A 15,884-nucleotide genomic window follows, 5' to 3' on the forward strand; every position below is an offset into this window, starting at 1 on the left:
GCTTCCGCACAACTGGCACCCCGCGCGCTGAGCACGCGCCGCTACCGCAGCGATCCTCGTCCGCCCGTCAACCATGGGACGGCCAGCCGCTTACGTTGGACGAACTTCAAGGGGTTCCATGAAGAAGTACACAACGGAGTTCAAGCTCGATGTCGTCAAGAGCTTTTTGGCCGGCGAAGGCGGAGCGAAGCTTCTGGCGCGGCAGCGGTCGGTGCCTGAGGAGAAGATCCGCACCTGGGTGAACCACTACCGCCTGCATGGCATCGACGGGTTGAGGCCCAAGCGCAGCGCGTACAGTGCGCAGTACAAGCTGCAGGTGCTGTCTCATCAGGACCGTGAACAGCTTTCGAGCCGCCAAGTGGCGGCGGTCTATGACATCCGCAATCCCAACCAGGTGGTGGTCTGGCGACGCAACCTCGATGCAGGCGGCGTGGAGGCTCTCGGGAGTAGGAAACAAACGATGAGGCCAGAGAAGCCAGAGCGACGCTGCCCAGCGCCGCCAAGCAAGGTCATCAATGATTCGGCGCAGGCTCTGCGTGAAGAGAACGAGCGACTGCGCGCGGAGGTGGCGTACCTAAAAAAATTGCAAGCCTTGATCCGGTCGAAGAGATCAGCTGCGCTGACAAAGCGCGCCTGATCGCCGGGTTGAGGCGAGACCATAAGCTGGCGGACCTGCTGCAGGTAGCAGGCCTTGCTCGCAGCACCTTCTACTACCAGTGCCAAGTGCTCCAGCGCGACGAACGGCAGTGCGACATGGAGGCCAAGATCCGTGCCGTCTATGACAAGCACAAGGGCCGCTACGGCTACAGACGGATCACGGCAGCGCTGTGCAGGTCAATGGCAGATCCGGTGAACCATAAGTGCGTGCAGCGTCTGATGCAGAAGATGGGGGCTGCGCGCATTGATCAGGGCGAAGAAACGCTCTCGGCAGGTCCAAGGCATGAGCGATGCCCACGTGCCCAATGTTTTGCAGCGCGACTTCTACGCGAAGGCTCCCAACCAGAAGTGGGTCACTGATGTCACCGAGTTCACCGTGAACGGTCAGAAGCTCTATCTGTCGGCCTGCATGGATCTCTACAACGGTGAGATCATCGCGCACCGCATGGCCAGGCGCCCCGTCTTCGAACTGGTTTCCGGCACGCTTCGGGCAGCGCTGTCGAGGACCGGGTGCACGGCCGACCTGACTGTGCATTCGGACCAAGGCTGGCACTACAAGATGCAGCCCTATCGAGCAATGCTTGCGCGCCACGGCATCAGGCAAAGCATGAGCCGCAAGGGCAACTGCTTTGACAACGCTGTGATCGAGAGCTTCTTCGGCACCCTCAAGACCGAGTATTTCCATCTTGCAGCGTTCGGCAGCCTTGAGGAGCTCGAAGCGGGCGTGCATGATTACGTTCACTACTACAACCACGAGCGCATCAAGCTCGGATTGCAGGGGCTCAGCCCGGTGGAATACCGGCTGAGAAGCACCGCCTGATCGGCGGGGATCGTCACTGTCCAACTTCTGGGGGTCAGTTCATTTTTGAGGAGGCTCAACACTCTGAGAGGATTGAGCCATGAGCAAGTCGAACAAGTTCTCACCCGAGGTGCGTGAGCGCGCAGTGAGGATGGTGCAGGAGCACCGTGGGGAGTACCCGTCGCTGTGGGCGGCCATCGAGCCCATCGCGCCCAAGATTGGGTGTGTGCCGCAGACCTTGAACGAATGGGTCAAGCGTGCCGAGGTCGACACTGGCGTGCGTGAAGGCATCACGAGCAGCGAGGCCCAGCGGATGAAGGAACTGGAGCGCGAGGTCAAGGAGTTGCGCCGGGCCAATGAGATATTGAAGCTGGCCAGCGCGTTTTTCGCCCAGGCGGAGCTCGACCGCCGGCTCAAGTCCTGAAGGACTTCATCGACAAGCATCGCGATGCCTTCGGGGTCGAGCCGCTCTGCAAGGTCTTGCAGGTCGCCCCATCGGCATATCGAAGGCATGCGGCGCTGCTGCGCGAGCCCCACAAGCGCTGCGCCCGTGCTCTTCGCCACGAGATGCTCATGCCGCAGATTGAACGAGTCTGGCAGGTCAACATGCAGGTCTACGGCGTAGACAAGGTGTGGCGCCAACTGGCGCGCGAAGGCGTTGTCGTGGCGCGCTGCACGGTCGAGCGGTTGATGCGCAGGCTGGGCCTGCGTGGTGTGATGCGCGGCAAGGTCGTGCGCACCACCGTCGGCGATGCCAAGGCGCCGTGCCCGCTGGACCGGGTCAATCGGCAGTTCCGCGCCGAGCGGCCCAACCAGTTATGGGTCAGCGATTTCACGTACGTCTCGACCTGGCAGGGCTGGCTGTACGTGGCCTTCGTCATCGATGTGTTTGCCAGGCGCATCGTGGGCTGGCGAGTGAGCAGTTCGATGCGAACCGACTTCGTGCTCGATGCGCTGGAGCAAGCTCTCTACGCCCGGCAGCCCGAACGCGATGGAAGCCTGGTCTGCCACTCCGAAAGGGGCTCGCAGTACGTCAGCATTCGCTACACCGAGCGGCTGGCAGAAGCGGGCATCGAGCCGTCAGTGGGCAGCAAGGGCGACAGCTATGACAACGCCTTGGCCGAGACCATTAACGGGCTCTACAAGGCCGAGCATATTCATCGTCGAGCGCCCTGGAAAACCAAGGAGGCCGTGGAGCTCGCAACGCTCGAATGGGTGTCGTGGTTCAACCACCATCGCCTGCTCGAACCCATCGGGTATATCCCGCCAGCAGAAGCCGAGGCAAACTACTACCGGCAACTCGCCAGTCAGAACACCGAGGCGGTGGCCTGACTTAAATCCAACAGCCTCCGCGAATCCCGGGCCGATTCAGTTTGACAAGCCTACCGAACTGGAAGACTTCTTCGCCCAGTGCCCTGCGAATGAACCAACAGCTTGTGACTTGCGTGCCCTGTGGCTCTAGCGTTGACGGGCTTGGCCTTTCAGCTACCGGCAGAAAAGCCTCTGCAGACCCTTCACCAGAGCCAATTCGCTCTGGGCAAGCGCCCCGCATCTCAAACAAAAAGAAGTACTAGGTGATTGCGGGAATAGGGAGCAGGATGTCTTATCGCGGCGATCTTCGCTTCGAATCAGAGGGTTCCCATGTCGAAAGAGTTGTTCGTAGTCCCTAGGAACATAGCCGTGGTCAGCCGGTCCAGCCCGGATGTGGCCGGCGCAGACCCGGCGTCGAATGCACGCCACTTCTTCGGAGTGGAGGAAATCTTTCTGATGAGATCCTGCCCGCCCAGGTATAGCCTGCTTTGCCATGACACTCGAACTCGCATCGTAGTAGGTGGCGAAGGAGTCCATCGGGAAGAGATGATTCCCGCGATCTCATCGGACGATGCTATGCAGGCGTTTTGCGCCTTTTTAATGCACAACCGCCGGCGGCCCCTCTACCTGCACGCCGAATCCTTGACGGAGCCTTCGAAGTACAGCGACTACTATGAGTTTTCCGCCTGGTCTCAGGAGGCTCCCCCTGCATAGGGATGCGATTGAGTAGAGCACCCTATGTCGATCGTAGCCATCCTCGCGATGATTGCAGCCGGGTCCGGCTTAGTTCTGGCGATCCGGCTTGCAAGTCAGATCACGCGTGCGCTCGGACGGCGTCGACGCGCCAAACTCAACACCGCCTGGTCTCATCAAATGCGATGGGCGTTTGAAAGGCAAGCTGCCGAACTAGCCGCGCGGAGCTCTGAGATCTGAACTCACTCGGAAGTATTAAAGCTTCGGACCAGATGCCGGCGAGTTGTGCGCCGACGCATCTGGCTCCGCGATTTGATCACCTCCTTCAAAATCATCTCCTGAGAAGGAACGGTATAGGGGGTAGTCCGAAGCAGTGGCCAGTTCTCAGTGACTCGAAAGAGAGGGCGCTCCCGATTGCGCATCAGAAAACTGCAAAGCGCCTCCCGAGCGTCATCCGTGGTGAGCGCCGAGAGCATCTCAAATGCAGATTCTCCGTCGCCTCCCACCATCACTCTGGTCCTGGTTTTGTGGCAAACCAAGCTGTAGCGAGTACTGAGAAGCTGAACATCCATTCCGCACAGTTCGGCATCATTCGGCTGCTCTGACTCGCTGGTCGCCGGCGACGGACAACGATCCTGTTGCTCCGCAGGCACTCGCTCAAATTGCGATCGATGCTCGCGCGCTGACGGGGGAACCTAGCGACGGGCCGAGGTTTGGTGAGCTCATGGACTTCTCCGATGCAGAGGCACGATGCCTCTTCGCCCATCATGCGTGTGCCACCGGCAAACACCTAACCTTATTTCGGCGCTATTGAAGGTAGGCGGGCACGATCAGTGGCCGTCCGCCCCGGTGGCCATGTGAGCCCAGAGGAGGGGCTGCTGTCCGTTGGATAGCGGTCGATGCCGTTAGCTGCAACGTTGTCCGCACTCGCTGCAGAGCCCGCCTTTTTTCAGAACAGCCTCTTTCTGCGGCAGCGCGCGATGACTGCCACATTCCGGGAGCGTCGTGCCGGTCGGCTCTCCTTGCACGTTGGCCCTTCTGATTGAGCCAAAGGCATGCTCCATTTGAGTGCTATTGCAAACAGGTCGGCTCGTTGATCGCCGCGCGCCCACCGACGGCGATTACGTCCTACAGCGTGTTGGTCGCTACGTCGTTAACGTAAGGGATGGGCACACATATTACCTCTGCGTTTGAATTCCACACAGAATACATTGCTGCTCAGCGCAGACTGCTTGCGCGCCTTGACCAAGCACAGGGCGGTGACTTTCAGTGGCCCACCGCTGGAGAGTACCGGACGATCATTCAGCTAGGACGCTCCGCGTCGCTCGAACTTCGCAAGGGACTTCGAGACCACAAGGATTTGCGGTGCGAGAGCCGGGTCGCGCGAATTCAGCGTCTTTCCGCTAAGGAGCGGCTCTGGCAACCCAGTCCCGAACTTTGGTTGCGCCATCAGTCAACGACTTAGCGCTCGGGTCCTACCTACCTTTCGCAGCGTATTTGTCCCACGGTGTGGTGTTCTGAATATGGCCCAATAGAGAACCCCTGCTTCCATCCGACTCGGCCTCTCTTTGTGCCTCAGGCCGGTGGCTCGAGCTTCGAAGGCTCGGCGGAGCCCTAACGCAGACGCACTCAATTTGGAGCGTCGCTATGGACAGCAGCCGACCACCCTCTTGGAACTCAAGGCTCAGTGCGGTCGCGTCCCATTCCGTGGTGTAGGTCCACAGCCCGGAGAAGGCTGAGATGCACGGTACTCAGCGAGCCACTGCGGACAGCCGAGTGGGCGCAGTATCGCTCAGGGTCTGCAGGCCCTCCAGTTGCATGTAGCGTCGGTTGAGCGACCACTCGTCGTTCTGCTCCATCATCATGGCGCCGACGAGCCTCGTGATCGAGGCGTCATTGGGGAAGATGCCCACCACGTTCGTGCGCCGCTTGATCTCGGCGTTCAGCCGCTCCAGAGGGTTCGTGCTGTAGATTTGCGTCCAGTGCGCCCGCGGGAAGGTCATGAAGGCCAGCACGTCGTTCTCCGCGTCGTCCATCAGCGAGCCGAGCTTGGGGAACTTGTCTCGGAGCTGGTCGGCTACCGACCGCCATTGCGCCCGCGCTGCATCGGCCGAGTCCTGTACGAACACCGTGCCGATGGCGGCCGAGACCATGCGCCGCTGCGTCTTGCCGGCATGCGCCAGGGCATTGCGCATGAAGTGCACCCGGCAACGTTGCCAGGTGGCCTTCAGGACCTTCGCAGCGGCCGCCTTGATGCCTTCGTGGCTGTCGCTGATCACGAGCTTCACACCGCGCAGGCCTCGACGGTTCAGGCTGCGCAGGAACTCGGTCCAGAAGGGCTCGGCTTCCGAGGCCCCGACCTTCAAACCCAGCACTTCACGCTGGCCGTCGGTGTTCACACCGACCGCCACTATCACCGCAACGCTCACGATGCGCCCGGCTTCGCGCGTCTTCACGTAGGTGGCGTCAACCCAGAGGTAAGGCCAGTCGCCCTCGATCTGCCGACCCAGGAAGGCGTTGACGCGTTCGTCGAGCTCGCCGCACAGCCGGCTGACCTGGCTCTTGGAGACGCCGCTCATGCCGAGCGACTTCACCAGGTCGTCCACGGAGCGCGTGGAGATGCCTTGAACGTAGGCTTCCTGGATGACGGCAGTGAGCGCCTTCTCGGCGGTGCGCCGAGGCTCCAGGAACTCGGGGAAGTAGCTGCCCTGGCGCAGCTTGGGGATCTTCAGTTCGACGCTGCCGGCGCGGGTGTCCCAAGTGCGCTCTCGGTAGCCGTTGCGGCTGTTGAGCCGTTCGGCGGGATTCTTCTCGTCGTAGGCGGCGCCGCAGCGGCCTTCGACATCGAGCTCCATCAGGCGCTGGGCCATGAACTGAACCATCTGGCGCAAGACGTCGACGTCCGCTCCCTTCTCGGCGAGCTCGGCTAATGCCATAGTGGCGGTGGTCATTGTGATTTCCTTTATGGACAGGTTTGGTGGGTCGCACCCCAAACTTATCCGGACTTCACGATGACCACCCCGAAGAGAGCGGCCGCTGCACGGCAAGCCGCTTCGGGCTACGCCCTACGCGCCTTGCCGTGCAGCGAGTGATCGAAGACTTACACCACTTGCCGGGACATCAACCTCAGTGCAGAGACCAGGGCGCTTTTCACGACTTGCTTGGCAACGCGTGAAGCACACCACACGGCAGCGGAACAAATGCGGGTAAGTATCGATTCGGCTCGCCGGAGGCTGCGCGAGGCGCAGCAGGACTTGGCAGATATCCAAAGGTATGTCGATGCCGTTGTCAATTCGCCCAACGTACGCGTAGTCAAGGTGCCTCGGAGTGAGCAGCATTGACCTTCAAGAAGCCCCAGGGACTTGCTTTTGAACTCTCGGCGAACGAGATGCAGGAAGAGCGAGAGTGGCTGAAAGCCACGCGGCAACCGCCGTGATGCAGCGAACGTTTTGACTGCGCGAGCAAGCCGGCTACGTCCTCCCGCCGTCGAAATGGCGACTAGATTCCTGCGCCCGCTTTGTAGGCTACCGTCGCTACAGCTGCTTCTGGCCGTCTGCGCCGTCGCTGTTGCGGCAGCAGTGCGCCCTGAGCTGACTTCCGGGAATCAAGCTCGAAACGGCAGGTAACTGCGCCGAAGCGGTAATGGGCTCAAGGTCGGGTCACGCTGCAGAGCCCGCTTTTTCAGAACAGCCTCTTTCTGCGGCACCGCGCCGTTGCGGTAGTACCGGCATTTAGACGGGAACCGATCGCTGCTCGCTACTCTACGGACCTTGCGGACGCTTGCCCTCCTGTCCATTCTCACTGCGGACCAGACGTGCAGAACCACCGCAGCGGCCGCCAGTTTTTCAAAGGTCGGCGTCTGGTCTTCCCCTCTTGGGATCGCTATTCGCGTTCTGATTGCAGCGCATATTCACTGAGAAGCCACTGTCCGCACGCGATCCTGCAGAAGGGCTAGCTCGGGTTCTGCGGAACGGGCGCTAGTCTAGGTTCCGCGAATCCGCGAATCCGCGAATGCCCCCCACCCCACGTGGCGAACCCTTGATCGGCAAGATTGCTTCTCTCGGCCAGATGCCGTCCGGCCGCCTTGTGACATCTATCTGGCAACGTCTTGGGAACGCTCATACCTCTCCAACACGGCGGCGTAGCTGGGGGAAGTCAATCCATACAGCTTGCCAATCTCCGACGCTTCCGGTCGAGTCCAGGTTCGATGGAGTTCGGACAGGATCGCGTTGGTGCTAGTCGGAATGACACCTGCCTGAGTGAAGCGGGCCAGCGTCGTCCTTGAGGACATTTCACTGACGTCGCCCGAGGCGTCGATCACGGCATAGACCTTGAATCCGGCCGCCTTAGTGTCCAACGCAGGGAGCATCACGCACACGCTCGTCCACACACCGCTCATGATCAGTGTCGCGCGCCCGGTAGCCTTGACCGCATTTCGAAAGTCCTCGTTGTCCCACGCATTGACTTCTCCTTTGCGCAGCACTGCCACCGCATGAGGAGCTCCATCAATGATTTCCGACATCGGCGGACCATTGGGTCCCTGTGGTTCGGAAGCAGTGGTTATCGCGGGAATCTTCAGTAGAGTCGTAAGCGTCCAGTGATCTCATCTTGAAAGCGCGATAGGAGCAAAGGATGCTCGTATCCACTAACTCTTGGTGGACACGTGCACACTATTGCTTCTCAGCCCTCAGGGGACCGGCGGCGGCGCCGGTTGCACAGTGACGAGTTCAAGGCCCATGCGGTCGCTTCGGCTGCAATGCCTGGCGTGTCGATGGCGTCGGTGGCGCTGTCGTTGGGAATCAATGCGAATCTGTTGCGCCGATGGGTGCGAGATGCCGAGGTGTCATTGGTCAAGGCGGTAGGTGATGGCGCTCCAAAGGCTCTGGCCAACGCACAGCCCGCATCCCCCACGTTCGTACCGGTACAGCTACCTGGGCCGACTGCTCCTGTCGCCGACATCCGAATGGAGTTCAAGCGAGGCTCGACAACTGTCGTGGTGACGTGGCCGATGGCACTCGCCACCGAATGCGGCGCCTGGCTGCGCGAGATCCTCAAGTGATTCGCGTCGACGCGCTGTGGCTGGCCATCGAGCCGCTGGACATGCGTGCTGGCACAGAGGCGGCATTGGCGCGAGTGGTTCGAGTGTTCGGCGCTGCTCGTCCACACCACGCGTACCTGTTCGCCAACCGACGTGCCAACCGTATGAAGGTCCTCGTGCACGACGGCATCGGCGTATGGCTGGCGGCACGCCGCCTGCACCAAGGTAAGTTCGTCTGGCCCAAGGACAGTGACAGCACGCTCAGCCTGACGCACCCGCAGTTCGATGCGCTCGTGTTGGGCCTGCCGTGGCAGCGCATCGGCGAAGCTGGAGTCATCTGCGTGCTGTAGGCAATTGCCGAATGTGCTGATGCGAGCATGAACATGCTGAGGCACGATCACGTTCCGTGATCGACACGGCAGACCTCGACCATCTGGACGCGCAGCAACTGCGCGAGATGGTCTTCTCGCTGCGCAGAGGAGCCGCCGCAGACAAGCTGGAGATTGAGCGACGCGACCACGAGATCGCGTTCAAGCAGGCGGCCATCGACAAGCTCACGCACGAGATGGCTGTGCTCAAGCGGCTGAAGTTTGCGGCCAAGTCCGAAGCCTTCAACGCCGAGCAGAAGAGCCTGCTAGAAGAGACGATCGAGGCCGACCTCGCGGCAATGCAGCGTGAGCTCGAGCAACTTGCACCCACGCCAGCCGCAGGCCGTGACAAGCAACAGCCCAAGCGTCAGGCGCTGCCCGCGCATCTTCCGCGCCGCGAGATCCTTCATGAGCCTGCAAGCACGACCTGCTCGTGCGGCTGTGCCCTGCAGCGCATAGGCGAAGACGTGGCCGAGAAGCTGGACTATCGCCCTGGGCTGTTCACGGTCGAGCGCCATGTGCGTGGCAAGTGGGTCTGCACCAGGTGCGAGACCCTGGTGCAGGCACCTGTGGCCCCGCACATCATCGACAAGGGCATCCCGACAGCCGCTCTGCTCTCACAGGTCCTGGTCGGCAAGTACGTGGATCATTTGCCGCTCTACAGGCAGGAAGCCATCTTCGGTCGTGCCGGCCTGGCCATCCCGCGTTCGACGCTGGCGAGTTGGGTCGGACAGTGCGGTGTGCAGTTGCAGCCGCTGGTCGATGCGCTCAAGTACGAGATGCTCCAAAACCGCGTGCTGCACGCCGACGAGACGCCCGTGGCGATGCTCAAGCCTGGCAACGGCAAGACGCACAGGGCCTACCTCTGGAGCTACTGCACGACCAGCTACAGCGCGCTGCGCGCTGTGGTGTTCGACTTCGCCGACAGCCGGGGTGGCCAGCATGCTCGCGCCTTCCTGGGACTGCCGGGAGAACATGGCTGGCAGGGCTCGCTGGTGTGCGATGACTTCAGCGGCTACAAGGCTTGCTTCGAGCTGGGCATCACAGAGGCCGGCTGCCTGGCGCATGCGAGGCGCAAGTTCCACGAACTCTGGGCCAATCAAGCCAGCCAGGTTGGAGAGCAGGCGCTGAAGTTCTTCGCCGAGCTGTATGCCGTCGAACGCGAGGTCGCCGAGTTGGTGCCCGAAGAGCGAAAGCGAATACGACAGGAGAGATCACGCAAGGTGGCGGATGCGCTGCAGCAGTGGCTCGCGGGACAACGCCTGAGGGTGCCAGATGGCTCAGCCACCGCCAAGGCGATCGACTACAGCCTGAAGCGCTGGCACGCGCTCACGCGCTACATCGACGATGGTGATCTGCCGGTGGACAACAACTGGGTGGAAAACCAGATCCGCCCGATTGCGATCGGACGCAACAACTGGCTCTTCGCAGGTTCTTTGCGAGCGGGTCAGCGTGCCGCGGCCGTCATGAGCTTGATCCAATCTGCAAAGCTCAACGGGCTCGAGCCGCACGCGTACCTCAGCGACATCCTTGAGCGGCTGCCCACTCAACAAGCCAGCCGCGTCGCTGAACTGTTGCCGCATCGCTGGCAGGCACGCTTGCCCTCCTGAACAGCGGCCGCGGTCAAGACGGGATCACCGCGCGCTTACGTAGAGTCGCCAGCTTTGCAAGCGTTGCAACGTTTCGGCGAAGGACGCCTACGTCAACGTCTTGGACTGTCGGGAGGAGGCCGCATTGATGGTCCAAGAAAACGAAGATGGAATCCAATGGGTCAATTAAGCCCCTGCTACCGATGGGAAGGGCACTGAGGGAGGATCCGTGGAGGATTTGCATCGGAGGTCCTTGTCGGCAGCTCGTGAAGAGAGCGGGGGACAAATGCTAGAAGCCGGCGGTCGCACGCGCTAGACGCGTCCGGTGAACTGCCGTGTTGCGCGTTCCGCAACAATCGGCTCTGTACTTTTGAGGCGAACGGGCACAGTGGAGTCGGGACATCGCGAGTCGGGGCGATGGGAAAGCTCGTTTGTGGCTGACATATGGGCCCAGCACTTGCCCCGGCACCAGGGCCCTGTGTGACGGACCGGACTCTCAAGACCGAGACGCCGTAATGGCGCTATGTACCGGTAGCGTCCAAAAAAGGGGACGCCCCGGCCCCAGCGACTGCACCGCACGCACACGAAGTCCGGCCAACCGGCCAGTTGGATGCCCGGACCCGGGCCGGTGCGATTGGTTCCCGGGGATCAACTTCGTAGTGCACCCGAAGTATCTGGTCCGATCGACTTGCGATTTCTAAAATTTTTGGAACCGAATCGCAGGCAACAAGTCCGGAGGATCCCATGAAAACCACCCCCATTAAGCTCTTCGCTGGCATTGCCTGCGGAGCATTCGTCACCTTCGGCGCGCACGCTGCGGATGTAAAGCAACTGATGAGCAAGCCGCTCCCTGAATTGCCAGGCAGCGAGGCGGTAATGCTGGAAGTCTCCTACCCGCCTGGCGAAAAGGACCGTGCCCACAGGCACGATGCGCACGCCTTCGTGTACGTGTTGGAAGGCACGATCCAGATGCAGCTCCAAGGCAAGTCCATGACGACGGTAAAGGCCGGCGAAACCTTCTATGAGGGCCCGGACGACGTCCACCTCATCGGACGCAACGCGAGCAACAGCGAGCCTGCACGGTTCGTGGTAATTCTGATCAAGAAACAGGGGGCCGCGGTGGTGAAGCCGATCGGAGAAGCCAAGTAGGCTTCCCCGCGGCCTCGATCCTGCGGTGAGGTCCTGAGATCCGAGCCACGTAGGTGACGGGAAACGTTGCGCCCAGAACAACACCGTGCGCCTGCTCAAGCACCTTCCCGTAAGAAGTGAACATTTACAGGATCGACCCGTCGCAAGCACTCCCAACTACCCGGGCCAGCGAAGACCTGGACCTATCAAGCAAGCAGGTCCTATGAAGCTGTACTACCTGCCAGGCGCGTGCTCCCTAGCCGACCTGATCGTTCTCCAATGGATTGGCGAGGACCATGAGCCGGTGCGCATGGACCTCGGCTCCCTGAGATCGCCCGACTATCTCGCCCTGAACGCAGGAGGCACCGTTCCGCTTCTGGTCCACGACGACCTGTCGCTGACCGAAAACGTCGCGATCCTCGGATACCTAGCTGACCTGCATCCGGAGGCGCGCCTGTTGGGGGATGGCTCGCCTCGCGCCCGCGCTGAAGTCATGCGTTGGCTGGGCTTCCTGAACTCTGACGTGCACAAGGCATTCATCCCCATCTTCAAACCACAACGGTTTTTGCCCGACTCGTCTCAATCCTCGGCACTGGCCGACACAGCTCGCAGACACGTAAGCGGATACCTGAAGCGGTTGGACGAGGGGCTTGAAGGCCGCAACTGGCTGACTGGCGAACGCTCGATTGCAGACCCGTACCTTTTCGTCCTGTCCAGATGGGCTGCAGCAACGAAGATCGACATGCGGGGGCTCGACAACATCGCCCGCTTCAGCGAGCACATGAATTCCGATTCCGGCGTGCGCACCGCTCTCGCGCTTGAGAGCTCATTGGGCGAGAAGACGAGGTGACTCCATGAAGCTGTACTACATGGCCGGTGCCAGCTCTCTTGCGCCCCACATCGTGCTCGAATGGACCGGACAGGCGTATGAGGCCATAAGGGCGGACCGCCAAAGCATCAGGTCTCCGAAGTTTTTGAGTCTCAATCCCTCTGGCGTCGTTCCGGCACTTGTCCATGACGACTTCACGCTGACCGAGAACGTAGCGATCCTCGGCTACCTCTCGGATCTGCACCCATTAGCGCAACTGTCGGGTGATGGCTCGCTGCGCACGCGAGCGGAAGTCATGCGATGGCTCGGCTTCTTGAACTCCGACGTGCACAAGGCATTCCGGCCGATCTTCTATCCGGAGCGATTTCTTCCCAGTGAGGATCTGGCGTCCGAACTGGGTGCTGCCGCGCGCGGCCAGGTACGTGAGTATCTGAAGCGATTGGATGCCCAGCTTCAAGGGCGCGATTGGCTCACGGGCCAGCGCTCGATCGCGGATCCCTATCTCTTCGTCATGCTCCGCTGGGCGGTCGGCACGAAGGTCGGCCTGCACGGCTTCGACAACCTTCGACGGTTCATCAGTCGCATGCATGCCGATCCTGGCGTTCACGCGGCGCTGATGATTGAGGAAAGCCTGGCGCCCCGGTCCACAGCACCACCCGGCGTTCCGGACCAATTGCGGCGCCTTGACGCCCGGGTCCGCGAGGACCGCCCCACAACGCTCGAGGGTGAGGTGATCGGCACGGTCGAGTACAGCGAGGGCGACGGCGCGCCGCGCGAGGTGCGCCGCGGCCTGGTCGAGATAGAGGTGTCCCGGATGGACACCGTCTTCAGCTGGAGCGACGAGAACTACCGCGGCCAGGCAGCAATTCCCTTCCAGAACTTCACCCGGTACGTGAGCGACGGTGCGATCCGGCTCGACTACTGAAGGAACGCCATGTCCATTGACCAACTCCCCCGCCCCGCACGGCGAATCTTTTTACGCCGCATTGGTGGCGCGTCTAGTGTCGCCCTGGCGGTGCCAGCGTTCTTCGGAAGCGCTGCAACCGCACTTGCGCACGCCCAAGGTGGGCCCGCACTGGCGAGCGAGCCACAACCCTTGACCGCCCAGGCCGGCTACCTGTCCCTTGGACCTCAGGAAGCTGCGTGTATCGAGGCATTGGTCAACGTGATGTGCCCGGCCGATGCGTTGACGCCCAGTGGTGTCGATTGCGGACTGCACATCTTCATCGACCGCCAGCTTGCCGGCGCCTGGGGCCGGGGCGACCAGCTTTATCGGCAAGGGCCATGGCATCCCGGGAAACCGCAGCAAGGCTACCAGTCGCCACTCACGCCCGAGCAGCACTTCAAGTCCGGCGTCGCCAAGTTGCGCCACGAGTCGCAGCAACGCACCGGCAAGGCCGTCGAACAACTCGAGCCTGGGCAACTCGACGCGCTGCTCCAGGATGTCGCGGCCGGCCGGGTAGATGACTCGCGCTTCTCGCTAGGAGCGTGGTTCAACGACGCGTTCTATCCCCTGTTCGTCCAGGCCTGCTTTGCCGATCCGATCTATGGCGGCAACCGCGACAAGGCGTTCTGGCGGGCGGTGGGCTTCCCCGGTCTGCCGGCTCTGCACGGCCGAAACGTGGTCCAGTACCGCGGCCGCGCTGTTCCTGCCGCTTCCAACCCCCGGTCCATCGAGGATCTCAGCTGAAGGGGTGACAACATGGTTCAACGACTTCGCAAGCGTTCCGTCGTTTTCGTCGGCGGCGGTCTCACGGCCGGCCTCGCGGTCCGACAAATGATGGGCTCTGGCATCGATGTACTCGTACTCGAGCGCGGCAGCGATCTGGCCGGGAGCGCCGCAGCCACGCTTCCCAACCAGCGCGACGAACTCCGCTGGGGTGTGCGCAACAGTCTTATCCAGAACTGGGCCAACGAGACGTACACCTTGCGTCACCGTGTCAAAGAAGAAGCCTTCCCCATACGCCGCATGGAGGCCTTCCTTCCAGGAGAAGGACTGGGTGGGGCAGCCAACCACTGGAACGGGCAGACCTGGCGCTGGGCAGAGTACGACCCCGTACTGCGAACGCGTCTGGAGTCCCGCTACGGCAAGGCGGCAATCCCAGCCGAGTTGACGGTACAGGACTGGGGGATCAACTACGCAGAGATGGAGCCCTACCACGACCTATTCGAGCGGCTCTTCGGCATCGCAGGGCAGGCGGGCAACATCGGCGGAAAGCTCGTCGAAGGCGGTAACCCCTTCGAAGCGCCGAGAAAAGGAGACTTTCCCCAGCAGCCGCTCGAGATTCTCGAATCCGGCAGCATCTTCAAGGCTGCGGCCCAAAGCCTGGGCTACAAGCCCTTCCCGCTGCCCGCGGCGAACTCACCGCGTGCCTACACCAATCCTGACGGCGTGAGCCTCGGGCAATGCCAGTACTGCGGCCATTGCGAGCGCTTCATCTGCGAGGCCAACGCCAAGGCCAGCCCGATGGTGGTGCTGTATCCGATGCTGCAGAAACATCGCGATTTCGAAGTTCGCCTGCACTCCCAAGTGACCGAGTTGGTCTACGACGAGCGCGCCAAGCGTGTCACCGCCGTGCGATTCATCGACCTGGAGACCGCTCAGGAATACGAACAACCGGCCGACGTCGTCGTGCTCTCCGGCTTCACGATGACCAACACGAAGCTGCTGCTGGTGAGCGGCATAGGCCGCCCCTACGATCCGAAGACAGGCAAGGGCATGGTCGGCAAGAATTTCTGCTATCAAGTGATGTCGGCCGTGCCGGTGTTCTTCCGGGATCGATGGATCAACCCCTTCATGGCCTCGGGTGCATCGCAGATGGTGGTGGACGAGTTCAACGGAGACAACTTCGACCACGCAGGCCTCGGCTTCTTCGGCGGCGGGTACATCTACTCGAACGTGACCAACGGCCGGCCCATCACCTCACGGCTGCTCCCGCCTGGAACGCCTCGCTGGGGGTCCGCGTGGAAGCAGGCCAATGCCGACTGGTACGCGCATGCCTTTAACGTCTCCGTGCATGGCAGCAACTATCCCCATCGTGAGAACTACCTGGATCTGGATCCGACCTACCGGGATGCTTACGGCATGCCTCTAGTGAGGATGACCTTCAACTTCCACGACAACGACTACCGCATGAGCGAGTACGTCACGAACAAGGCCGTCGAGATTGCGCGGTCCATGGGCGCGACAACGGTTGGCACCCCGCAGCCTCGTCGAGGGGACTTCGACTCCCGCCAGTACCAGACCACGCACACCACGGGTGGAACGATCATGGGGGCAGATCCCGCCTCCAGCGTGGTGTCCCCGCGTCTGCAGCACTGGGACGCGCAGAACCTCTTTGTCGTCGGCGCTTCAGTCTATCCGCACAACGCCGGCTACAACCCGACCGGTCCGCTGGCGGCGCTCGCCCTGCGCCTCGGCGACGACCTAGTGCGCTACGCCAAGCAACAGAAGATGCTGTAAGGAGAATAG

11 protein-coding genes, 1 pseudogene and 1 other annotated feature are annotated in these 15,884 nt (G+C 61.7%); of the genes and pseudogenes, 10 read left to right on the plus strand and 2 right to left on the minus strand.

Annotated elements, in window-relative coordinates; genetic code table 11:
• Positions 1 to 118: 118 nt before the first annotated feature.
• Together BM345_RS28480 and BM345_RS28485 are read left to right on the plus strand one after the other, a co-directional pair.
• Positions 119 to 1,477, plus strand: a pseudogene (locus BM345_RS28480) (IS3 family transposase).
• A gap of 79 nt (positions 1,478 to 1,556) precedes the next feature.
• Positions 1,557 to 2,788 (plus strand): IS3 family transposase gene (locus BM345_RS28485; protein WP_093386935.1). Its coding sequence is split into 2 segments (ribosomal slippage): positions 1,557 to 1,845 and positions 1,845 to 2,788, totalling 1,233 coding nucleotides; the frame shifts between segments, so codons are not numbered across the junction.
• Positions 1,835 to 1,951 (plus strand) — a sequence feature (AL1L pseudoknot). It overlaps the preceding gene by 117 nt.
• Before the next feature lie 2,423 nt (positions 2,789 to 5,211).
• Here BM345_RS28485 and BM345_RS28490 read toward each other — a convergent pair.
• Together BM345_RS28490 and BM345_RS28495 are read right to left on the minus strand one after the other, a co-directional pair.
• Positions 5,212 to 6,411 carry an IS256 family transposase gene (locus BM345_RS28490; RefSeq protein ID WP_093386937.1) on the minus strand — a complete coding sequence of 400 codons (1,200 nt, stop codon included), beginning with the start codon at positions 6,409 to 6,411 and terminating at the stop codon, positions 5,212 to 5,214.
• 1,142 nt (positions 6,412 to 7,553) lie between these two features.
• The gene (locus tag BM345_RS28495; RefSeq protein WP_368086509.1) at positions 7,554 to 8,039 is read right to left on the minus strand and encodes an isochorismatase family protein; all 486 of its coding nucleotides are present in this window, start codon (positions 8,037 to 8,039) and stop codon (positions 7,554 to 7,556) included.
• Positions 8,040 to 8,171: 132 nt separating this feature from the next.
• Here BM345_RS28495 and BM345_RS28500 point away from each other — a divergent pair, with 132 nt between their 5' ends.
• From BM345_RS28500 to BM345_RS28535, 8 genes are all read left to right on the plus strand, one after another.
• The gene (locus BM345_RS28500) at positions 8,172 to 8,519 is read left to right on the plus strand and encodes a transposase (RefSeq protein WP_175545196.1); all 348 of its coding nucleotides are present in this window, start codon (positions 8,172 to 8,174) and stop codon (positions 8,517 to 8,519) included.
• Complete coding sequence (tnpB, locus tag BM345_RS28505; RefSeq protein ID WP_175545197.1) at positions 8,516 to 8,848, plus strand: IS66 family insertion sequence element accessory protein TnpB; 333 nt, start codon at positions 8,516 to 8,518, stop codon at positions 8,846 to 8,848. The genes BM345_RS28500 and tnpB overlap by 4 nt, the downstream gene beginning before the upstream one ends.
• Positions 8,849 to 8,907: 59 nt before the next feature.
• A complete protein-coding gene (locus tag BM345_RS28510) occupies positions 8,908 to 10,476 on the plus strand; it encodes an IS66 family transposase (RefSeq protein ID WP_093386978.1) in 1,569 nt (522 codons plus the stop codon).
• Positions 10,477 to 11,199: 723 nt separating this feature from the next.
• Complete coding sequence (locus BM345_RS28515) at positions 11,200 to 11,604, plus strand: cupin domain-containing protein (RefSeq protein WP_093386944.1); 405 nt, start codon at positions 11,200 to 11,202, stop codon at positions 11,602 to 11,604.
• Positions 11,605 to 11,806: 202 nt separating this feature from the next.
• Positions 11,807 to 12,433 carry a glutathione S-transferase N-terminal domain-containing protein gene (locus tag BM345_RS28520; RefSeq protein WP_093386946.1) on the plus strand — a complete coding sequence of 209 codons (627 nt, stop codon included), beginning with the start codon at positions 11,807 to 11,809 and terminating at the stop codon, positions 12,431 to 12,433.
• A gap of 4 nt (positions 12,434 to 12,437) precedes the next feature.
• Positions 12,438 to 13,337, plus strand: coding sequence for a glutathione S-transferase family protein (locus BM345_RS28525; protein WP_093386949.1), 900 nt, complete (start codon positions 12,438 to 12,440; stop codon positions 13,335 to 13,337).
• A 171-nt stretch (positions 13,338 to 13,508) separates the two neighbouring features.
• Positions 13,509 to 14,102 (plus strand): gluconate 2-dehydrogenase subunit 3 family protein, encoded by a 594-nt coding sequence (locus BM345_RS28530; RefSeq protein WP_254790042.1) that lies wholly within the window; start codon positions 13,509 to 13,511, stop codon positions 14,100 to 14,102.
• 12 nt (positions 14,103 to 14,114) lie between these two features.
• On the plus strand, positions 14,115 to 15,875 hold the full coding sequence (locus tag BM345_RS28535; RefSeq protein WP_093386954.1) for a GMC family oxidoreductase: 1,761 nt from the start codon (positions 14,115 to 14,117) through the stop codon (positions 15,873 to 15,875).
• Positions 15,876 to 15,884 lie beyond the last annotated feature (9 nt).

Source organism: Variovorax sp. OV329 (assembly GCF_900114785.1).
In the GTDB taxonomy this organism is placed as follows: domain Bacteria; phylum Pseudomonadota; class Gammaproteobacteria; order Burkholderiales; family Burkholderiaceae_C; genus Variovorax.

Bases quoted from the DNA above. Each gene is read 5' to 3' on its own strand.
- BM345_RS28490 (WP_093386937.1), bottom strand. From the start codon at position 6,411: ATGACCACCGCCACTATGGCATTAGCCGAGCTCGCCGAGAAGGGAGCG.
- BM345_RS28520 (WP_093386946.1), top strand. From the start codon at position 11,807: ATGAAGCTGTACTACCTGCCAGGCGCGTGCTCCCTAGCCGACCTGATC.
- BM345_RS28525 (WP_093386949.1), top strand. From the start codon at position 12,438: ATGAAGCTGTACTACATGGCCGGTGCCAGCTCTCTTGCGCCCCACATC.
- BM345_RS28515 (WP_093386944.1), top strand. From the start codon at position 11,200: ATGAAAACCACCCCCATTAAGCTCTTCGCTGGCATTGCCTGCGGAGCA.
- BM345_RS28535 (WP_093386954.1), top strand. From the start codon at position 14,115: ATGGTTCAACGACTTCGCAAGCGTTCCGTCGTTTTCGTCGGCGGCGGT.